Below are 18,155 nucleotides of genomic sequence, written 5' to 3'. Positions count from 1 at the left end.
CGATGTCAGACCAGGAGCGACGCGCCCTCATGGACAAGCAGGCCCCGAACGAGACGACGCTTCCCGTCACCGTCCGCGAACCGGGCCCCGGAGAGGACCGCGACGAGCTCGTGCGCCTCCTCTTCGGCGACGCCGCGGCGTCGGCCAGGCGGCCCGAGGAGTACGAGGCGCGCTATCCCCGGCGCGCGCTGCCCAAAGGCGCGATGGTCACCCGCTACGCGCCGAGCCCGACCGGGTTCATGCACATTGGCGGCATCTTCGTGTCGCTCATCAACAAGCGGCTGTCGCTCCAGAGCGAGGGCGTCTTCTACCTCCGCCTCGAGGACACCGACGTGAAGCGCGCCATCCCCGGCGCGCTCGACACCATCGTCGACTCCCTCGCGCGCTTCGATCTCTCGCCTCAAGAGGGCGTGCTCCGCGCGCCGGCGAAGGACGGAGGCGCGTCGTCGCGAGGCGAGTTCGTGCAGCAGGGCAGCTACGGCCCCTATATCCAGACGGAGCGTGTCGAGATCTACCGGGATTACGCGATCGACCTCATCCGCCGCGGCTTCGCCTACCCCTGCTTCTGCACGGTCGAGGAGCTCGACGCCATCCGGCAGGAGCAGATGGCCCTCACGGTGAAGCCCGGGGTCCACGGCCGGTGGGCGAAATGGCGCGACGCGCCGCTCGCCCGGGTGAAGGAGGCGCTCGCGGGCGGCACCCCGTTCGTGCTCCGGCTGCGCGCCCCGGACGACGTCTCCGGCCGCGTCGAGTGGAAGGACGGCGTGAAGGGCGTCATCTCGATGCCCGTCAACGATCTCGACACCATCCTCCTCAAGTCGGACGGCATCCCGACCTACCACTTCGCCCACGCGATCGACGATCACCTGATGCGCACGACGCACGTGATCCGAGGCGACGAGTGGATCTCGTCGATGCCGCTCCACCTGCAGCTCTTCCGCACGCTCGGCTTCAGGCCGGTCGAGTACGCCCACGTCCCGCCCATCCAGAAGCTCGATCGCGCGGAGGAGGTCGACCCGGAGACGGGCGAGACGAAGGTCTCGGACGCGCGGCGCAAGCTGAGCAAGCGCAAGGATCCCGAGGCGAACATCGCCTATTACCGGGAGATCGGCGTGCCGGAGACGGGCACCATCGAGTACCTGCTCAACATCGCCAACTCCGCGTTCGAGGACTGGCGCAAGGCGAACCCCGACAAGCCCTATTCCGCCTTCCCCCTCAAGCTCAACAAGCTCGCCCCCGGCGGCGCGCTGAGCGACATGGTGAAGCTGAAGAGCGTGAGCCAGGCGGTCGTGAGCCGCATGAGCGCCGAGGACGTCTATGCCCAGGGCCTCGACTGGGCCAGGGAATACGACAAGGAGCTCGCCGCGCTGATGGAGCGAGATCCGGAGTACACGAAGCGCGCGCTCGGCATCGAGCGCGGCGGCAAGAAGTCGAACAAGCGCATCACCACCTGGCCCGACCTGCGGCCCCAGCTCTTCTTCTTCTACGACGAGCTCTACGGCGGCGTCGACGCGTTCGATTTCCCCGAGAACGTCCCGGAGGCAGATCGCTGGGCGGTGCTGAAGCAGATGCTCCATGTCTTCGATCCCGCCGACTCGAAGGAGGCGTGGTTCGAGAAGGTCCGGAGCATCGGGGTAGCGCTGGGCTACGCTGGCGAGGTGAAGCAGTACAAGGCCTCTCCCGAGTCGTGGAAGGGCCATGTCGGCGACGTCTCGATGGTGGTCCGGGTCGCGGTCTGCGGGACCCGGAACAGCCCTGATCTGACCGAGGTCATGGCGGTGCTGGGCGAGCCGCGCGTGCGGGCGCGCATCGAGCGCTTCGCGCGCTTGCTCTGAGGCGCGGCGTGACGAGCCCGCGGGCCGCGCGACGAGGGCGCGGCCGGCAGCGGCAGGAGGAAGAGCGATGAGCGAGGTGTGCCGGTTCGCCCCGTCGACCACCGGGCCCGCCCACCTCGGCACGCTCGCCGCGGCGCTGCTCTGCTGGCTGGACGCGCGGTCGCGGAGCGCGCGGCTGGTCCTCCGGCTGGAGGACCTCGATCCCGACCGCTGCCGGCCCGAGTTCGCGCGCGCCATCGAGGACGATCTCGCGTGGCTCGGGCTCGATTTCGACGAGCGCGTCGAGCAGCACGCGCGGAGGGCGCACCACGAGGCGGCGATGGACCGGCTCGAGGCGCTCGGCGCGCTGTACCCCTGCTCCACGACGCGCGAGGAGGTACGCGCGATCGGCCGGCGCGCCCCGGACGGCGGCTTCGCCTACGACAACCGCGCGCGCGGCCGCGCGCTGCCGCCCGGCGGGTGGCGCGCGAGCGTGGAGCCGATCCGGGCGCGGCTGCCGGACGGCGTGTTCCGGCCCCTGGACGAGGGGGGGCTCGACCTGTCGCAGGAGCCCGCGCTCGCGATGGGCGATCCCGTGGTTCGCCGGCGCGACGGCGCCTTCTCCTACCAGCTGGCGGTGGTGGTCGACGACGGCGCGGCGGGCGTCACGCGCGTCGTCCGGGGGCGCGACATCGCGCCGAGCACCGCGACGCAGGCGGCGCTCCTGGCGCTGCTCGGGCTGCCAGCGCCTGTCTACCGGCACCACCTGCTCCTCCTGGAGGAGCGCGGCGGCAAGCTGGCGAAGACGCACGGCGCGGCGCGCGGGGCGGCGCTCGCCCGGAGCGCGCCCGCGCTCACCGGAGCGCTCGCGTGCTGCGTCGGCCTGCGGGATCGCCCCGATCCGTGCACGCCGACGGAGCTGCTCCGGGAGTTCGACTGGTCGCGCGTCGCGACCGAAGACCGCGTGGTGAGCCTCCGCGACGGGTCGCTCACGCTGACGGCGAGCGGCCCCTGAGGAGCGCGTAGATCAGGCGGGCAGCGGCGAGACGGCGCGTCCCAGCATCGGGAGCCACGTGAGGACCGCGTTCGGCCGCGGGAAATCGTCGTCGTCGTCGTCGTCGCGCCGGCCATCACGCCCGCGGCGGGAGCGGCTGCCAAACAGCGTCCAGGCGCGCCACGCCTGCTCGGCGAGGTCGCGCGCCCGTCCCGACGAAGTGTCATGTCCAAGGAGCATCATGTGTGGCTGCCGCTTACCACAGGTCCAGCTCGGCGCGCCAGTGTTCCACGTCGAGGCCACGCGAACGTGACCGTCCCGATGTCCGGCCGTGGTGCCTGGACGTCCCTGCTCCTTCACGGCGCGCGGGATGCGGCCGTTCACGGCGCGCGGGATGCAGCGACCCGGCGCTCGACCTCCCGGGTCGTTACCGCGGCCTCGCAGCCTGGCGACCCTCGCTGGAATGCGCCATGAACGTCGCCCGGACTCGCTCATGGCCACCGCCCCCGCCGCCCTGAAGCCGTCGTCGCCCTTCGCCGCCTTCACGTCGCGCGATTTTTGCGTTTACGCGGCGGCCCGCCTGCTGGCCACGGTGGCGTACCAGATGCAATCGGTCGCCGTGGGGTATCAGATCTACGACCTCACGCGAGATCCGCTGGCGCTCGGTTATGTGGGGCTCGCCCAGTTCCTCCCTGTTGCGGGGCTGTCCCTCGCGTCCGGGCACGCGGCGGATCGCTTCGATCGGCGGCGGATCCTCGTCCTTTGCTACCTCACCTCGGCGCTCGCGGCGCTCGCGCTCTTCTTCCTCGCGCGCTCGCCGAGCCCGAGCTTGCCGGCCATCTATGGGGTCCTCGTGCTCCTCGGCACGGTGCGCGCCTTCCAGGGGCCGGCCGGCTCGGCGCTCCTGCCCACGCTCGTGCCGACGGAGCACTTCCAGAACGCGGTGACGTGGCAATCGACGCTCTGGCAGGTCGGCGCCATCGGCGGGCCGAGCCTGGGCGGGCTGCTCTACGCGCTCTGGAAGGCGCCTGCGCCGGTGTACCTGAGCGCGAGCCTCGCGCTCGCCGCGGCGTGCGCCGGGCCCCTGGCCGTGCGGGCGCCCGCCGGCCGCCTGGAGAGGAAGCCGCCGTCGCTCGCCACGGCGCTCGCCGGGCTGCGCTACGTCTACCGGAAGAAGGTCCTCCTCGCGTCGATCTCGCTCGACTTCGTGGCCGTCTTCCTGGGCGGCGCGGTCGCGCTCCTGCCCATCTACGCGACCGACGTGCTCGGGGTCGGCCCGCAGGGGTTCGGCTTCCTGCGCGCCGCGCCGGCCGTGGGGGCCGGGCTCATGGCCGTGGTCCTCGCCTTCCGGCCCATCGCGCGGCGCGCCGGGTCGAAGATGCTCCTCTGCGTCGGGCTCTTCGGGGTCGCCGCGGTCGTGTTCGGCCTGTCGCGGAGCTTCCTCCTCTCGCTCGTCGCGCTCACCGTGATGGGCGCCGCCGACATGGTGAGCGTCGTCGTGCGGATGACCCTGGAGCAGCTCGCCACCCCGCCCGAGATGCGCGGCCGCGTGAGCGCGGTCAACATGGTGTTCGTCGGCGCCTCGAACGAGCTCGGAGAGCTCGAGTCGGGCACCCTCGCGAGGCTCATCGGGACCGTGCCCACCGTGGTGTTCGGCGGCCTCGGGACGATCGCGGTCGTGCTGCTCTGGGCATGGCTGTTCCCCGAGCTGCGCGCGGTCGACCGGCTCGAAGACACGCGCGCGACCTCCGAAGAAGACGCCCCCGAGAAGGCCTGACGCGCGCCTCGCGTCGAGCGCGCCCGCAGCACATCATCGCTCTCGGCCCGGTGAGGGCCAGTCGCTCTCTCGAGGACTGGAGGCGACCACTCGATTCGTGAGCTCCGCGGCGAGAGCGCGAGACGGCTCAGCGCGAATTTGACCGCGAGCTCACCCGCAATCTCGCGAGGCCGAGCGCAACAAATGCAACTGAACACAACCGAACACAACCGAACACAAATCCAGTGCGAAAACGATTGCGCACCACGTACGACGCACCGCTTCCCAGATCATTCGCAATTTGACGAGGACGTTATAATGCACACTGAGCGGCACGCGTTCATACAACGCACGACGACAATCCCAGCCAGGCTGTCCGAATCGCTTGACACAGAGGTATCCCAGGACCTTACATGTCTCATGGATACGATTATCGCGTGGGCTGTTGGTATCATGATGACATGGGCCCCGCCTGGGAAGAGCTTCATCAAGGACGCGGTCGAGACGCCCGAGGAAGGCCGCGCGCGCTACCACGAGATCGCGCGCGCGGCGGCGAAGGTTGCCTATGATCCCGCATTGAAGCCGCTCTTCGGCGGCCCGCGCGGTCGAGCCGAGACGATGGCGCTGCTCTTATCGATCGCGTATTTCGAGAGCGGCTACCGTCGTGACGTGGACCTCGGGATCGGGAAGCTCGCGCGCGGCTCGGGGCTCGACTCCTGTCTGCTCCAGGTCCGCGTCGGCGCCGGCAAAACCCGGGAGGGGTGGTCGCACGCGGATCTCGTCGGAGATCGAGAGAAGTGCTTTCGCGCGGGACTCGCGCTGATCAAGGGATCCTTCGGAGCGTGCCGCAAGCAGGAGCCGCGCGACCGGCTCAGCGCATACACGCGCGGCAGGTGTATCGACAACGACAAGCATTCGAGGGCGCGCATTGGACGAGCGCTGAACGTGCCGCGCGCGCCGATGACGGACGCGGCGGTGCTCGCCGCAATGCCCGGGCGCGCCCCCCTCCCCGCCGCGCCGCCGAGCGCGCCGCCCGCGACCGGCGCGGCCGGAACGGTCGCACCAGTCGGAACCGCCGGAAACGATAGCTAGCGCGGCGAGGATGCGGGGGACTGTCCGGCGCGCGAGCGCGTGGAGATTGCCCCGTTCACGACAGCCCCGGCCGCGCCTGACGATCCGCTGGAGGCGCGCTCAGCCCCGGATCAGGTTCGTGGCCGCCTCGGCGGTGAGATAGCTCTTGCTCTTCATTCCCAGGCGGATGGACGACAGGCTCACGTCGGTCTCGCCCTGGAGCGCGGCGATCGTCAGCGCGTTGTGGCAGTAGATGTTGATGAGCTTCGGGCTGCCGCCGCTCCGCGCGTGCAGCAGCTGCTGCGACGCGAGGTCCAGCTGGAGCCCCCGCCGGCTCCCTCCGACCGAACGCATCCGGAAATCGATGTATTCGATCATCTCCTGCTGCGTCATGCCGGGCAAGAGGAGCGACTGAGCGCCTGAGTAGAGCTCGCGCGGCACGCCGTTGGAGGCGAGGGTCGCGGGGAGATCGGGGGAGCCCACCAGGATCATCGAGAGCTTGCCCGCCGGGGCACAGCGCAGGATGTCATGGAGCTCCATCAGGAGATCGTGGTCCTCCGGATCGACGCCGTCGACGACCAGGACGGCGATCGCGTCCGACCCGGCGCGGAGGAGCGCTTGCCCGAGGAACGCGTCGACGAGGAACTGCTGGCTCAGCGTCGGTGTGATGGCCGTCGCCCCCACCTGCCTGCACAGCGACACGAGCGGCCGCGTCCCGAAGAGCAGCTGCGGCTCGATCGAGAAGACATGGATCCGCGGGACCTTGTTCTTGATCATCTCACAGACGAAGGTCCGGCCGCTCCCCGGCTCGCCCACGAGGATCGCCGGGCGCTGCCCGGCGACGATCTGCGACGCCAGCGTCCTCAGGATCCAGGCGTAAGGGCCTGCGTCCCAGAAGAAGCTCGGCTGCCGGATGTCGCTGAACGGATAGCCGGTCAGCCCGAAATGATCCCGGTAGCTGTACTGACCGGTGAAATGCCCGACGGCGGTCGAGCTGCTCACCAGGATCGTGCCCGTCGGCGTGGCGAGCGGGCCCCTCGGTGGTTCAGGGAGCTCGCTGATCCTCGTATCGGCGAGATCCATGGGGGCGCCGAGCAGCGCGCTCTTCGGCTCCGACATCTCTCGCGGCCTGACGCTGCTGCGCCGGAGCATCAGCATGTCCTCGAGGAACGCCACGATGTGCCCGGCCGACGGCCGCTCCTGCGGCCGCTTCGCCATGCAGCGGCGCAAGAGCTCCGCGAGGAGCGGATCGATGTCCGGCATCGCCAGCTTCGGATCCGGGACGGGCGCGTGGCAGTGCGCCTGGAAGCAACCAGCGAGATCCCGCGCCGAGAAGGGCGTCCTGCCCACGAGCAGGTGGTAGAACGTGCAGCCGAGGCTGTAGATGTCCGACGGAGGCGCGATGTCCTGCCCGGTCCATTGCTCCGGGCTCATGTAGAACGGCGTGCCCTCCAGCGTGCGGGCGGAGCTGCTTCCCAGCGGGCCGCTCTCCGGATGGGACGCCAGGCCGAAGTCGGCGATCTTGAGCGTCCCCGACGCATTGAGGAGGAGGTTGGCGGGCTTGACGTCGCGGTGGGAGATGCCGAACGACGCCGCGAGCTCGAGCGCCGCCGCGGCCTCGCGCATCTTCTCGATCCCGAACTGCTCCGGCAGGCGGCCGCCGTGCTGCTTGGCCGCCTGCGCCATGGTGAGGCCGTGGACGTACTCCATGGCGATGTAGCGGACGTCCTCGTCCTCGCCGACCTGGAAGATCTGCACCACGTTCGGGTGAAGGAGGCGCGCCGCGGCGCGCGCTTCGCGCAGGAAGCGGTCGCGCCGCTCGGGATCGGTGTCCGCGCTCCCCTTCGCGATCAGCTTCACCGCGACGTCGCGCTGGAGCACGCTGTCCCTGGCCAGGTACACGGCGCCCATCGCGCCGATGCCGAGCAGCTGGATCAGCTGGAATGGTCCCAGCCACTGTCCCGCCAGGTGGGTCAGCGTACTCGCAGGCTCCGCGATCATCGGACTCTCATTCCCATCTTGCCATCAAACCCCAGCGCTCGCCGGGCGAATGTGTCGGCTCCAGCGCACGGCCCGCTCACGACCCGCCGGTGGAGCTCACAGCTGCCCCGCGCCGGGCCCCGCGTCGCTCCGGGCCCGACCCCGCCCCAGGATGTGTCCCATCGTGAACGCGGAGAGGACGAGGACCGTGACGATGATCGGCACGGCGTAGGTCGCGAGGGACGCGATGTTGGGCGCGGCGCCCGCGCCGGCCGCCGCGCCGACGCCGGCCGCAGCCTTGTCGGCGCCGCCCACCGTCATCAGGATGGCCGTGGCCATCGAGGCGGCGATCGAGAGCAGGGCGATCGCGAGCCCCGCGGCGAGGCCGCTCGGGCCTGTCGGCTCCAGCACGACAGGCGCCGCGGGCGACGCGATCGACGGCGAAGCGACCGGGACCGTCACCAGCGGACCGTCCAGCTTGACATGGACGTTGACGACCATGTCCTGGCCGGCCCACGGATGACGAGCCCCTGCGGGCCCGCGCTTGCGGCGGCAGGGGGCGCCGCGGATGCCAGGCGCGCTCCCGCCCGGGACTCCTCATGGTCGATACCGCTGTTCATCAGGGCCTCATGGGCGGGGTTGGTCTGGTAGTGAAGCGTGTCGGCGTCCTCGTCGAGGGGGCCCGGGCGCCTCTTCGCCGGCATCACCTCCGTGACGCTCGACGGCGCCGGCGCGCGCTGCTCGGACAGGGGAGGCCGCTGCGCGGGCGCCCGCTCCCGCGCGGGCGCGGCGTCGGCCTTGCGAGCGCCCCCGCTCGCGACGTGATCTGCGGCTGCCTTCTTCATGACGTCGGCGATCACGCCGTAGACCTCGGTCCACGCCGACTCGACGTCGCGCGTGAAGCCGTCGCCCAGCCCTTCGCGCAGCGTCCAGAGCAGCGCCTCGCCCACCACGTCGTAATGGCGATCGACCACCATGTAGCCGTGGTGCCGCACGCCGAGCGCCTGGAGCACCGGCACGAGCCTGCCCAGGTTGTTCAGCCCGTCGACGGCCACGGCGAGCGTCTGCATGAGCTTCTTCTTCTGCTCGGCCATGTCGTTCTTGAACAGCGGCCGCACCGACGGCTCGAGCTCGAAGAGGCGGTCGTAGAAGAGCGCCGCCGCGGCGTCCGAGATGGGCATCACCTTCGCCCACGATCGCTGCACGAGCTCGATGGTGCGCAGGCTGATCGGCGCGCCCGCGGGCGGGCCCGCGGGCGCGGGCGCGGGCGGCGGCGGGTCGCCTTGCCAGGGCGGCACGACCCCGACGAGCGTCCGCGAGGCCTTGGTCGACGAGGGCGGCGGCACCGACTTCGGCAACTGCACCGCCTGCTCCACGGGCGCCGAGCGCTGCGCCGGTTGCGACGCGCCGATCCGCGGGGCGTCCCTCCCGGCCGGCACCGGCGAGGGGTGCGCCGGCGCGGCGCCCACGGTTGCGTGCGCCGCGGCGGCCTTCTTCATGACGTCCGCGACCAGGCCGTAGACCTCTTTCCACGCGGACTCGACGTCGGCCGAGAAGGAGTCGCCGAGCCCCTCGCGCAGCGTCCAGAGCAGCGCCTCGCCCACCACGTCGTAATGGCGATCGACGACCATATAGCCCTGGTGCCGGACGCCGAGGCCCTGGAGCACCGGCACGAGCTTGGGCAGGTTGTTCAGCCCATCGACGGCCACGGCGAGCGTCTGCATGAGCTTCTTCTTCTGCTCGGCCATATCGTTCTTGAACAGCGGCCGCACCGACGGTTCGAGCGTGAACAACCGCTCATAGAACAGCGCCGCCGCGGCGTCCGAGATGGGCATCACCTTCGCCCAGGACCACTGCACGAGCTCGATGGTGCGCTGGCTCAGGAGCTCCGGCGGCTGCACGCTGCGCGCTTTGTTGAGGAACTCGGGCGCGCCGTAGGCCCCCGGCCCTCGCTGGGTGGCAGGTCCCGTGGAGGGCAACGCACGCGCCGCGGGCGCGGGCGCGGGCGCGCTGGCGCTGCGTTGCGGCTTGGCAGCATCCCCCGGCGTCGCGGCGCCGCGCGTGTTGGTCGAGGGTGCGAAGGGATCGTTCGGTTTGGCCATCGTGGTTGTCCGCTGGAGGTTACCGGGAATGCGCCGGTGAGGTGCGCGCCGCGGCGCGCGTGTTCAGAGCACAGGAGCCGCCTCTATCGCCATCCTACATCACGGGGCCGGCGCCTGCCTACGGCGCGGCGAGAGGGCTGCGCCGCCGGCGCGAGGCGCCCGTGGAAGCGCGGGCACCATGTCGAGCAGCGCTCGACCAGCGCGCACAGATCGCGGCGACCGTGCCCGGCGTGCGGCTGAACGACGAGCGGACCGAGGCCGGGGACGTGGTGCTGGCGAACCGCACCGGTGCGGGCCGCGTAGCGCTGCGCACTTTCCGAGCGACACCGGCCCGGCCGGAGCCACTTATACAACCCGCAACGCGCGCAACGGACGCGGCCGCGAAGCGACGGGTGGCGGGCGGTCCACCCGCGACAGGTCCGACCGGACCGGATCGCCCGCGGGCCCGACCGCGGCCACCTTCTCCCGAAGGATGCCCTGAGAAGGAGCGGCCTCGGCACCTCCATACCGCGAATCACCAGCTGATGGAATCAGCTCTCCCCAGCACATCTCGCGCGCTCCGCGCCACGCGCTCGCCGCCGACGGACAGGGCAACGGAGCGACAGCGCACCGGAGCCGCAGAGATCGATTGAGTCCGCGTTATCGACGCTGGGTGTTCCAGAAGGGGTGAGCCTCTTATCGTCCTTGCGCTCGCCCCGCTCCGTGTCGCCGCGCTCCGAGGGAACGACTGGGACCCAGGGCGCGCGACGCCGCCGGGACGACCAGGACCTCTCCCGAGAGGCGCGCACCAGGCGAGCAGGCAAAGCGAGCGACGAGCAGCGCGTGCCTGAAGGGGCCGGACAGCCGAATCGCTCAGACCGCCTCTCCGGCATCACGCTCGGCGCCAGCGGACGGGCTCTGAAAACGAAAAACGCGAGGTGGCCTGTTCCGGCCAATCCTCGCGTCCTCTTGTTGCTTTTGCTGCTTGGGTCGTGGTTGCGCGGGCAGGATTTGAACCTACGACCTTCGGGTTATGAGCCCGACGAGCTACCAGGCTGCTCCACCGCGCGAGAGGGAATCTACTCACGGCCTCGCTGCGGTCAAGGATTCTCTCACGGCCCGGTGTCGATTGTGTCCATTCCCCTTTCCGAGGCTTCCGAGGCTTGCCGAGGGCGGCACACCTCGGCTCGCCCGGGCGGTGCTCCTCCCCTCCCCCTCCCCCCTCCCCGTCAGCCCAGCCAGTCCGGCACGAGCGGCGACGGCGCCGCCGTCGAGATCACCCAGAGCTGGTGCGCCGCGCGGGTCGCCCCGATGTGGAGCAGGTGCCGCGACTCGTCGTCCGCCGAGTAGGTCGACGCGTTCACGTCGACCAGCACCACGTAGTCGTACTCGAGGCCCTTCACCTGCCGGACCTCCGTCACCTCGACGCCGGGGCGGAACGCGAACTCGTAGGCGCGCACGCGCCGGAGGTTCGGGATCTCCGCCATCCGGAGGGCGTCGTAGTAGACGTCCGCCTGCTCGGGGTGGCGCGCCAGGATCGCCAGCGTCGCGCGGGGCTCCCGCGCGAACAGCGGGCGGATCGCGTCCGCCAGGAACGCGACGGCCGCGCCGGCGCTCGGGAAATGGTGGTGCTCGACCGGCGCCCCGCTGCGCGGGGCCAGGGGCGGCGTCGGATCCGCCAGCGGGCCCAGCACCGCGCGGGCGAACGCGAGCACCTCGCGCGTCGAGCGGTACGCGATGCGCAGCGGCTCGACGTCGACCCGCGACAGGCCGAGGTCGTCGAGCGTCGCCCGCCAGTCGCGGAAGCCGGAGTCCATGAAGAGCCGCTGCGCCGTGTCGCCCGCCAGCGTCACGCTCCGCGGCTCGGCCACGACGCCGAGCAGCACCGCGAGGTCGATCGGCGCGAGATCCTGCGCCTCGTCCACGAAGAGGTGCTCGTAGACGAGCACGTTCTTCCCCTTGCGGAGCTCGCCCCGGAGCAGCTGGTACGCCCGCAGGAGGAGCGCGTCGTCCTCCGGGTCGAGCACCGCGCGGTCGTCGCTCGAGACCTCGCGCCCGTCCCCGCCCCGGTCGTCGTCGTCGTCCGCGGGCTCGTCGGCCATCGCCGCCTTGCGCTCGGCGCGGTCGCCGGGGTCGAGATCGAGCACGGCGGGGCAGCGGTCCGCGCACCAGCGCCACGCGCGCTTGACCTGCTCCGGGCCGAACTCGGGGTCGCCCGCCGCCTCGAACGCGGCCATCACCCGGTCGAGATCGGTGAGCACGTCCGCCCAGAACGCGAGGGTGCCGCGCGAGTCGCGCCGCGCCCGCGCGTCGTCCTTGAGCTCCGCCGCGCGCTGCTCGAGGAGGTGGAGCATCGCCGGGTGGGTCTTGTAGCGGGTCACGACCGAGGGCGTGTTCTCCTCGACCGGCGCCTCGAGCCACGGGAACGCGCGCTTCCGGGCCGCGCGCGCCCACTCGGAGAACGTCTCGACCGCGATGCCGCCCAGGCCGAGCGCGGGGAGCGCCTCGCTGATGTACGCGCGGAGCGCGGGGCTGCCGACGATGACGAGCATCTTGTCGGCGGTGAAGCGGCGCCCTCCGTTGTAGGAAAGGAAGGCGAGCCGGTGGACGCCGATCGTCGTCTTGCCGCTGCCGGCGCCGCCCTGGATGACCACGATGCCGGCGTCCGGCTTCGAGATGAGCTCGAACTGCCGCGGGTCGAGGAGCGCCGCGATCTCCGGCAGGTGCCGGTCCTCGCGGGCGTGGAACGCCGCCCCCGTCCCGAGCCCGCCGCGCGCGCCGCCCGCCGCCGCGCGCGCGATGTCGCGCATGTCCTCGGGGCGCACCGCGCTGCCCTGCCCGCCGGAGAGCTCGGTCGCCCGCGTCGCGATCTCGCGGAAGCCGCCCGAGGGCCCGCGCACGAGCGTCCCCTGCGGCGCCGAGATGCGATAGAGCTCGCCGTCGTCGATGGTCACGGTGCGCCGCACGAGCACAGTGCCCTCGACGTCGCGCTCGCCGAAGGTCTCCTCGTACTCCGCGCCCTCCTCGTAGCGGTAGTAGATCTGGCTGACCGGGGCGTGGCGCCAGTCGACGATCCGCACGCCCGCGCTCGCGTCGACGAGCGTCGTGCGCCCGATGAGGACGTCGCGCTCGGGGCGGCCCTTCTCCCGGAGGCGCAGGTGGCCGAAGTAGGGAGACTTCGGATCGACGGGCTCGACGACGTTCTCGTTTCGCCGCGCGGCGATCCCTTGCAGCCGCTCCATCTGCTGCACGAGCGCCGGCACGTCCTCCAGCCGCGCCGCCGCGATCTGATCGCGCAGCGAGAGGAGCTGCTCCTCGTAGTTCTCGGCGGGCGGCGGGCGCGACGGCTTGGTCGCGGCGGTGGCGAGGTGCGCGATGACGCGGGCGAGCAGCGCCTCCTCCTCGCTGACGATCGCCGCGCCGCGCTCGCTCAGCCCGGCGCCGGGCGCGCCGTCGGTCGACATGGGCGACGTGGGCGGCGCAGGCGGCGCGGGCCGGGCGGACGTCGTGACGGTGGCCGAGGACGGCGCGGTGGACTGCTCTCGGGTGTGCGTGGGGCTCGTAGAACGATTCGCGGTCACGGGGATGCCGATACGATGGAGGATGAGGTGACAGGCTGAGCCGGAGCGTCAGCACGCCAGACATCCGTCGCGGCCCGTTGACGCAGGAGGGTCGGACCTATTGACCGATCCAGCTCAGCTCCGCAACCACCGCGTGGGGCCCCCCACGCTATCAGCGTCTGAGCACGTTTCGGCGCGCCTCGACAGGCCGGTTCGCGCCTCGGCGGGCCGCCGCGCGCCACGCGAGCGCCCTCGGTGCGTAACGTGCCCTGCGTCCGAGGGCGGATCCGCCGTGGGCGGTGGCGTTCTGGATTGAGGTCACGTGGGCGGACGCCGTACAAGGCAGCGATGCAAAACTGCGCGACCCGGTCCGACCGGCTCCTCGAGCTGATCCTCTTCTCGCTGCGCGATCGCGGGGCGCTCTGCGCGCTGGTCCTCGCCGCCTACCGGGTCGAGTTGACCAGCCTGCTCGACCGCGTCTCCTCGGGCTCGATCGGGGACGATGACGACGATCGGGAGGTCGCGCCGCAGGCCCGCGGGGATCGCGCCGGCGGATCCCCGGCGCGCGCCCGCGCCGAGGGGCGCCGCACGGAGGCCCGGATCAGCGAGGAGGACGCGTTCCTCATCTACGATCTCGCCGGGTGCATCGCCGAGGCGGCGGGCGCGGCCCGCCTCCCGGTCGTCCGCCGCGACGCGCTCGCCCTCCGGGAGAAGGCGGCCGAGGTGCACGCCGGCGGCGAGCGCGCTGAGCGGGACATGTTCGCGGCCGGGCTCAGGGTGATCGACCGGATCCTCGACGCGGCCCGCGCGCAGCCCTCGCCGCGGAGCGAGCCCGCGAGCAAGGACCTGAACTGAGCGGAACCGGGGGGGGACCGAGCGGGAGCGTGCACGCCGGGCGCTCCATCGATGGCCTGCTCCCTGCACGGGGTGCCGCCGCGGGGCGCTCCGCCTCGGTCCCTGGGGCGCGCTCGCGCCCCGGCGGGTCGCGCTCGCGCCGAAGGACAGCATGAGCATCCCCTGCGCCGGCTCCCTCTCCGCGCCGCGAACGCTGCGAAGCCCGCTGTGGCGCGCGGCCTCGAGCGCGCCGATGCGCGTCTCCTTCGCCGGGGGTGGCAGCGACCTGCCCGGCATCGCCCGACAGGACGGCGGGCGCGTCGTGGGCGCCGCGATCGATCTGCGCGTGCGCGTGATCGTGGAGCCGTTCGATCGAGGCTGGGTGCGGCTCGAGCTCGCCGCGCGCGGCGAGGGACGGGCGGAGCCGCACCCGACCGAGGGCGCCGGCGCCGCCGGAGGGGGGCGCGTCCTCCTACGGCGCCGCGCGGATCCTCCGCGCGACGATGTCGCCTTCCGCCTGATCGAGGCGACGCTCTCCGCGGCGGGCGTGGGCGACGGGGTCGCCCTGCGGGTCGAGAGCGAGACGTCTCCCGGGGCCGGCCTGGGCGGCAGCGCGTCGGTGGCGGTGGCGGCGCTCTTCGCGCTGCGCGCCTCGATCGGAGAGGCCGTCGCGCCGGAGGATCTGGCGCGCGAGGCGGTCGCGATCGAGCGCGAGCGCCTGTGCAACGCGTGCGGCGCGCAGGATCAGGTGTTCGCTGCGTTCGGGGGGCTGCTCGATCTCGCCTTCGACGCCGGCGGCTGCTCGGGGGTGCGGCCGCTCGCGATCGGCTGTCCGGACCTCGTGCCCGCGCTCTCGGCGGGGCTGCTGCTCGTGGACACGGAGGTGCGGCGCGTGTCGGGCGAGGTGCTGGATCGGATGGACTCGGGCTCGGCGTGCGACGCGAAGGGCGAGCTCGTGGCGGCGGCCGGCGAGGTCGCGCGCGGCTTCGAGCTCGGCTCGCTCTCGCTGGTGCTCTCGGGCATGCGCCGGGGCGCGGCCGCGAAGGTGCGCCTCTCGAGGGCGGCGAGCGCGATCGCGCTCTCGCTGGAGCGGCGGCTCGAGGGCCTCGGGGTCGAGGTCCTCCGGGTGTGCGGCGCAGGCGGCGGCGGGCACATCCTCGTGTGGGCGCCCGCCGAGCGCCACGCGCGCATCCTCGAGGCGCTCGGCCCGTCCCTCGTGCGGCGGCCCGCGCTCGGCGCCCCCGGCGTGCGGCTCGACGGGGGCTGACGCGGGCGGACGCGCGCCGCGGCGCTAGGCGCTCGTCCTGAGGCGGGCCTTCCGCGCGCCGCGCGGCGCCAGGCGCTCGTTCCGAGGCGGGCCTTCCGCGCGGCGCTAGGCGCTAGGCGCTCGTCCTGAGGCGGGCCTTCCGCGCGCCGCGCTCGAGCGCGAGCGCGATGAGGCGCTCGATCAGCTCGCGCGCGGGGATGCCGCTCGCCTCCCAGAGCTTCGGGTACATCGAGATCGCCGTGAAGCCGGGGATGGTGTTGATCTCGTTCACGTAGAGCGCGCGATCGGGCGAGAGGAAGAGGTCGACGCGGGCCATCCCCGACGCCTCCAGCGCGCGGAACGCGCGGAGCGCGACCAGCTGCACGGCGTTCGCCTCGGCCGGGGAGAGGTCGGCCGGGATCCGGATCGTGGCGCCGTCGGCGTCGATGTACTTCGCGGCGTAGGAGTAGAAGCCGTCGGCGTGCCCGACCACGATCTCGCCGGGCACGGAGGCGATGGGGTCGTCGTCGCCGAGCACGGAGCACTCGATTTCACGCACGCCCTCGATGCCCTGCTCGCAGACGATCTTCAGGTCGAACTCGAAGGCGTGCTCGACGGCCGCCTCGATCTCGGAGCGCGCCTTGACGCGCCGGACGCCGACGGACGACCCGAGGTTCGCGGGCTTGACGAAGATCGGCCCGAAGCCGGCGCTGCCGGGGGCGGAGAGGGCGGCGATCTGCTCGATGCACGCGCCGCGATCGCGGTCCCACGCGGCCCGGCGGAGCGTGACGTGGGGCACGATGGGGATCTCCGCCTCGCGGAGCAGGCGCTTCATCACGTCCTTGTCCATCCCCACGGCGGAGCCGAGCACGCCGGAGCCGACGTACGGGACCCCGGCGAGCTCGAGGAGGCCCTGGACGCAGCCGTCCTCGCCCGTGGGCCCGTGCAGGACGGGGAAGACCACGTCGATCGGGGAGCGCGAGCCGCCCGGCACGGTCAGCATGGCCTCGCCGGCGGGCCCAGGGTGGGCGTCGAGGGCGATCTCCGGCATCGCCTCGTTCAGCCGGGCGAGGCGGGGGTCGCGCGCCGCGCTGAGGAGCAGCGCCTCTTCCTGGAGCAGCCAGCGGCCGGACTTGTCGATGCCGATGAGCACCGGCTCGAAGCGGTCGCGGTCGAGCGCCTCGACGACGAAGCGGGCGGACAGGAGGGAGATCTCGTGCTCGGCCGAGCGGCCGCCGAACAGGACGGCGACGCGCACCTTCGCGGGGTTCCGCATGGCGGCACCCTAGCCGCGATCGCGCACGAGGGCGAAGAAGCCGGCGGATCGAGGAAGACGGCTACTCGGAGAGGACGCGGAACGACTTGCGGACCGTCGCCATCGCCACGCGCGCGATGTGGCCGTCGGCGAGCTCGACGTCGACGGCGGTGAGCTGGCCCTGCCGCTCGATCAGCCTGGCCACGCTCACCCTGGATCCCCGGGCGACCTCGGCGCGCGCGACCTTCACGTCCGAGAGCGCCTCCAGCTGGACGCCGACGGCGATGCCGTTCGCCACCTTCGCCGGCGTCTCCTCGCTCGCCCCGGCCGCTCCGGCGGGGACGACCACAGCGAGCGCCGCGACGACCGCAACGATGAGGCCGCCCGTCGTGCTCCTTCGACTGCAGGTGAGCATCGGGCCCGATTCTACGCGGAAGGAGAGCGATGTCACCTGCGTTGTCACCAGATCGTGGGGTCCGTCCAGGAAGCCCTCCGCGACGACATCGAGCGCGCCTGTCGGCACGGAACGCAGAGGCGCATCGTCCCCATGGATGGCGCGTGCCCCAGGAGCGGGCGCCCCGAGCAGGGAGCTCAGCGCGCTCTCGCCGCAGCCGCCCCGGCCAGTTCCGCGACGCGGCGTCGAGCTCGGCAAGAAGGGTCCCAATCTGCGGACCTCGCTCGTGTCCGATAAAGGCGAGGAGACATGATGAAACCGCGATCGCTTATTTCAGCCACAGCCGCGCTGCTGTTTCTCGGCGTCTCGATCCCCGAGGCCGCTGCGGAGGACAAGACACCGACCAAGCAAGAGAATTACAGTTATACGTTCACCGACGATCTGCTGGATGCCTCGAACAGCTCGGCGACCGGCGCCATGCTCCAGGTCCGACAGCCCGGGCGCCGCGACAGGCTGCTCCGGCCGAGACTCCACTTCATCCCGGAGATGCTCAAGTCGGTCGAAACGATGTGATGGGGCGCGCAGCCTTCTCGACGGAGGAGGAGCCGACGAGGAAAGGATCGCACAGCGGTCGATCGGCCCCGCCCACGGGACGGAACGGGCACCGCGCCGAAGCTAGGCTCCGGTCGATTTCCGGCGCCGCTCGCGCACCTCGCCGAGCTTGAGCACGATCTCGTGCATCCTGCGTTGCTCACTCTCCACCATCTGCTCGAGCTCGCGCTGAAACCATACGCCGAGCGTGCTCTCGATCGGGCGCGGGAGCCCCAGATCGCCCGGCTCCTCGTTCATCCACAGGAGCTGCAGCCCGGAGGCCTCCAGCTGATTGCGCGCGTACTGCATCGCGAGCTGGATCGCCTGCACACCGTCGATCCCGTACACGCACTTGCTGCATCCGTCGTCCAGGCCCTCGAAGACGACGGGACACGCCCAGTCCACCCCAGGAGGGCTCACCTCGAATGGCCGCCCAATCTTCAAGATGATTTCTCGCCCAGGCTGACCTTCCACGCTGTAGCGACGCTCCGCGATCGGCGAATCCTTCTGATCCATTGGTAGATCCTACTTTCTCCTGCCCGGCTGTGAAGCCGGGCGATGAAGGGCAAGACCCCCTTT

The 18,155-nt window shown here is 71.8% G+C and carries 15 protein-coding genes and 1 tRNA gene; 7 read left to right on the top strand and 9 right to left on the bottom strand.

What is annotated here, in order from left to right; all coding sequences use genetic code 11:
* Window positions 1-29: 29 nt before the first annotated feature.
* Complete coding sequence (locus tag POL72_RS23115; RefSeq protein WP_272097678.1) at window positions 30-1,835, top strand: glutamate--tRNA ligase; 1,806 nt, start codon at window positions 30-32, stop codon at window positions 1,833-1,835.
* 67 nt (window positions 1,836-1,902) lie between these two features.
* A complete protein-coding gene (locus tag POL72_RS23110; protein ID WP_272097677.1) occupies window positions 1,903-2,829 on the top strand; it encodes a glutamate--tRNA ligase family protein in 927 nt (308 codons plus the stop codon).
* A 12-nt stretch (window positions 2,830-2,841) separates the two neighbouring features.
* Here the strand turns inward: POL72_RS23110 and POL72_RS23105 are convergent, their stop codons facing one another.
* Complete coding sequence (locus tag POL72_RS23105) at window positions 2,842-3,051, bottom strand: hypothetical protein (RefSeq protein ID WP_272097676.1); 210 nt, start codon at window positions 3,049-3,051, stop codon at window positions 2,842-2,844.
* A 250-nt stretch (window positions 3,052-3,301) separates the two neighbouring features.
* Between POL72_RS23105 and POL72_RS23100 the strand changes: the two genes are divergently transcribed.
* Together POL72_RS23100 and POL72_RS23095 are read left to right on the top strand one after the other, a co-directional pair.
* On the top strand, window positions 3,302-4,585 hold the full coding sequence (locus POL72_RS23100; RefSeq protein ID WP_272097675.1) for an MFS transporter: 1,284 nt from the start codon (window positions 3,302-3,304) through the stop codon (window positions 4,583-4,585).
* A gap of 183 nt (window positions 4,586-4,768) precedes the next feature.
* Window positions 4,769-5,656, top strand: coding sequence for a hypothetical protein (locus POL72_RS23095; RefSeq protein WP_272097674.1), 888 nt, complete (start codon window positions 4,769-4,771; stop codon window positions 5,654-5,656).
* 99 nt (window positions 5,657-5,755) lie between these two features.
* On the opposite strand, the gene POL72_RS23090 is transcribed toward POL72_RS23095, so the two are convergent.
* From POL72_RS23090 to POL72_RS23070, 5 genes are all read right to left on the bottom strand, one after another.
* Window positions 5,756-7,636: a protein kinase domain-containing protein gene (locus tag POL72_RS23090; protein WP_272097673.1), complete on the bottom strand. Its 1,881-nt coding sequence runs from the start codon at window positions 7,634-7,636 to the stop codon at window positions 5,756-5,758.
* A gap of 96 nt (window positions 7,637-7,732) precedes the next feature.
* Window positions 7,733-8,077 carry a hypothetical protein gene (locus tag POL72_RS23085; RefSeq protein ID WP_272097672.1) on the bottom strand — a complete coding sequence of 115 codons (345 nt, stop codon included), beginning with the start codon at window positions 8,075-8,077 and terminating at the stop codon, window positions 7,733-7,735.
* A complete protein-coding gene (locus POL72_RS23080) occupies window positions 8,074-9,717 on the bottom strand; it encodes a globin family protein (protein WP_272097671.1) in 1,644 nt (547 codons plus the stop codon). Before POL72_RS23080 ends, POL72_RS23085 begins: the two co-directional genes overlap by 4 nt.
* Window positions 9,718-10,689: 972 nt before the next feature.
* A tRNA-Met gene (locus POL72_RS23075) sits at window positions 10,690-10,766 on the bottom strand.
* Between the two features lie 159 nt (window positions 10,767-10,925).
* Entirely contained in the window at window positions 10,926-13,277 is a 2,352-nt protein-coding gene (locus tag POL72_RS23070; protein ID WP_272097670.1) for an ATP-binding domain-containing protein, read from the bottom strand.
* A gap of 327 nt (window positions 13,278-13,604) precedes the next feature.
* Between POL72_RS23070 and POL72_RS23065 the strand changes: the two genes are divergently transcribed.
* Both POL72_RS23065 and POL72_RS23060 read left to right on the top strand, forming a co-directional pair.
* Window positions 13,605-14,111: a hypothetical protein gene (locus tag POL72_RS23065; RefSeq protein ID WP_272097669.1), complete on the top strand. Its 507-nt coding sequence runs from the start codon at window positions 13,605-13,607 to the stop codon at window positions 14,109-14,111.
* Between the two features lie 151 nt (window positions 14,112-14,262).
* The gene (locus POL72_RS23060; RefSeq protein WP_272097668.1) at window positions 14,263-15,357 is read left to right on the top strand and encodes a GHMP family kinase ATP-binding protein; all 1,095 of its coding nucleotides are present in this window, start codon (window positions 14,263-14,265) and stop codon (window positions 15,355-15,357) included.
* Window positions 15,358-15,469: 112 nt separating this feature from the next.
* Here the strand turns inward: POL72_RS23060 and POL72_RS23055 are convergent, their stop codons facing one another.
* Window positions 15,470-16,612 (bottom strand): D-alanine--D-alanine ligase family protein, encoded by a 1,143-nt coding sequence (locus POL72_RS23055; RefSeq protein WP_272097667.1) that lies wholly within the window; start codon window positions 16,610-16,612, stop codon window positions 15,470-15,472.
* A 61-nt stretch (window positions 16,613-16,673) separates the two neighbouring features.
* Window positions 16,674-17,114 (bottom strand): hypothetical protein, encoded by a 441-nt coding sequence (locus POL72_RS23050; protein WP_272097666.1) that lies wholly within the window; start codon window positions 17,112-17,114, stop codon window positions 16,674-16,676.
* Between the two features lie 180 nt (window positions 17,115-17,294).
* Between POL72_RS23050 and POL72_RS23045 the strand changes: the two genes are divergently transcribed.
* Entirely contained in the window at window positions 17,295-17,558 is a 264-nt protein-coding gene (locus POL72_RS23045; RefSeq protein WP_272097665.1) for a hypothetical protein, read from the top strand.
* Between the two features lie 102 nt (window positions 17,559-17,660).
* Here POL72_RS23045 and POL72_RS23040 read toward each other — a convergent pair whose 3' ends face one another.
* Window positions 17,661-18,092 carry a DUF6968 family protein gene (locus POL72_RS23040; protein WP_272097664.1) on the bottom strand — a complete coding sequence of 144 codons (432 nt, stop codon included), beginning with the start codon at window positions 18,090-18,092 and terminating at the stop codon, window positions 17,661-17,663.
* Window positions 18,093-18,155 lie beyond the last annotated feature (63 nt).

This window comes from Sorangium aterium (assembly GCF_028368935.1).
Lineage (GTDB): Bacteria > Myxococcota_A > Polyangia > Polyangiales > Polyangiaceae > Sorangium > Sorangium atrum.
Note: the sequence above shows the minus strand (reverse complement) of the source record. Positions and strands in the feature narration are given on the sequence as shown.

Excerpts from the sequence above, each read along its gene's own strand:
- POL72_RS23095 (WP_272097674.1), top strand. The coding sequence starts at position 4,769 with ATGCAACTGAACACAACCGAACACAACCGAACACAAATCCAGTGCGAA.
- POL72_RS23115 (WP_272097678.1), top strand. The coding sequence starts at position 30 with ATGGACAAGCAGGCCCCGAACGAGACGACGCTTCCCGTCACCGTCCGC.
- POL72_RS23100 (WP_272097675.1), top strand. The coding sequence starts at position 3,302 with ATGGCCACCGCCCCCGCCGCCCTGAAGCCGTCGTCGCCCTTCGCCGCC.
- POL72_RS23055 (WP_272097667.1), bottom strand. The coding sequence starts at position 16,612 with ATGCGGAACCCCGCGAAGGTGCGCGTCGCCGTCCTGTTCGGCGGCCGC.
- POL72_RS23040 (WP_272097664.1), bottom strand. The coding sequence starts at position 18,092 with ATGGATCAGAAGGATTCGCCGATCGCGGAGCGTCGCTACAGCGTGGAA.
- POL72_RS23105 (WP_272097676.1), bottom strand. The coding sequence starts at position 3,051 with ATGATGCTCCTTGGACATGACACTTCGTCGGGACGGGCGCGCGACCTC.
- POL72_RS23110 (WP_272097677.1), top strand. The coding sequence starts at position 1,903 with ATGAGCGAGGTGTGCCGGTTCGCCCCGTCGACCACCGGGCCCGCCCAC.
- POL72_RS23090 (WP_272097673.1), bottom strand. The coding sequence starts at position 7,636 with ATGATCGCGGAGCCTGCGAGTACGCTGACCCACCTGGCGGGACAGTGG.
- POL72_RS23060 (WP_272097668.1), top strand. The coding sequence starts at position 14,263 with ATGAGCATCCCCTGCGCCGGCTCCCTCTCCGCGCCGCGAACGCTGCGA.
- POL72_RS23065 (WP_272097669.1), top strand. The coding sequence starts at position 13,605 with ATGCAAAACTGCGCGACCCGGTCCGACCGGCTCCTCGAGCTGATCCTC.
- POL72_RS23045 (WP_272097665.1), top strand. The coding sequence starts at position 17,295 with ATGATGAAACCGCGATCGCTTATTTCAGCCACAGCCGCGCTGCTGTTT.
- POL72_RS23080 (WP_272097671.1), bottom strand. The coding sequence starts at position 9,717 with ATGGCCAAACCGAACGATCCCTTCGCACCCTCGACCAACACGCGCGGC.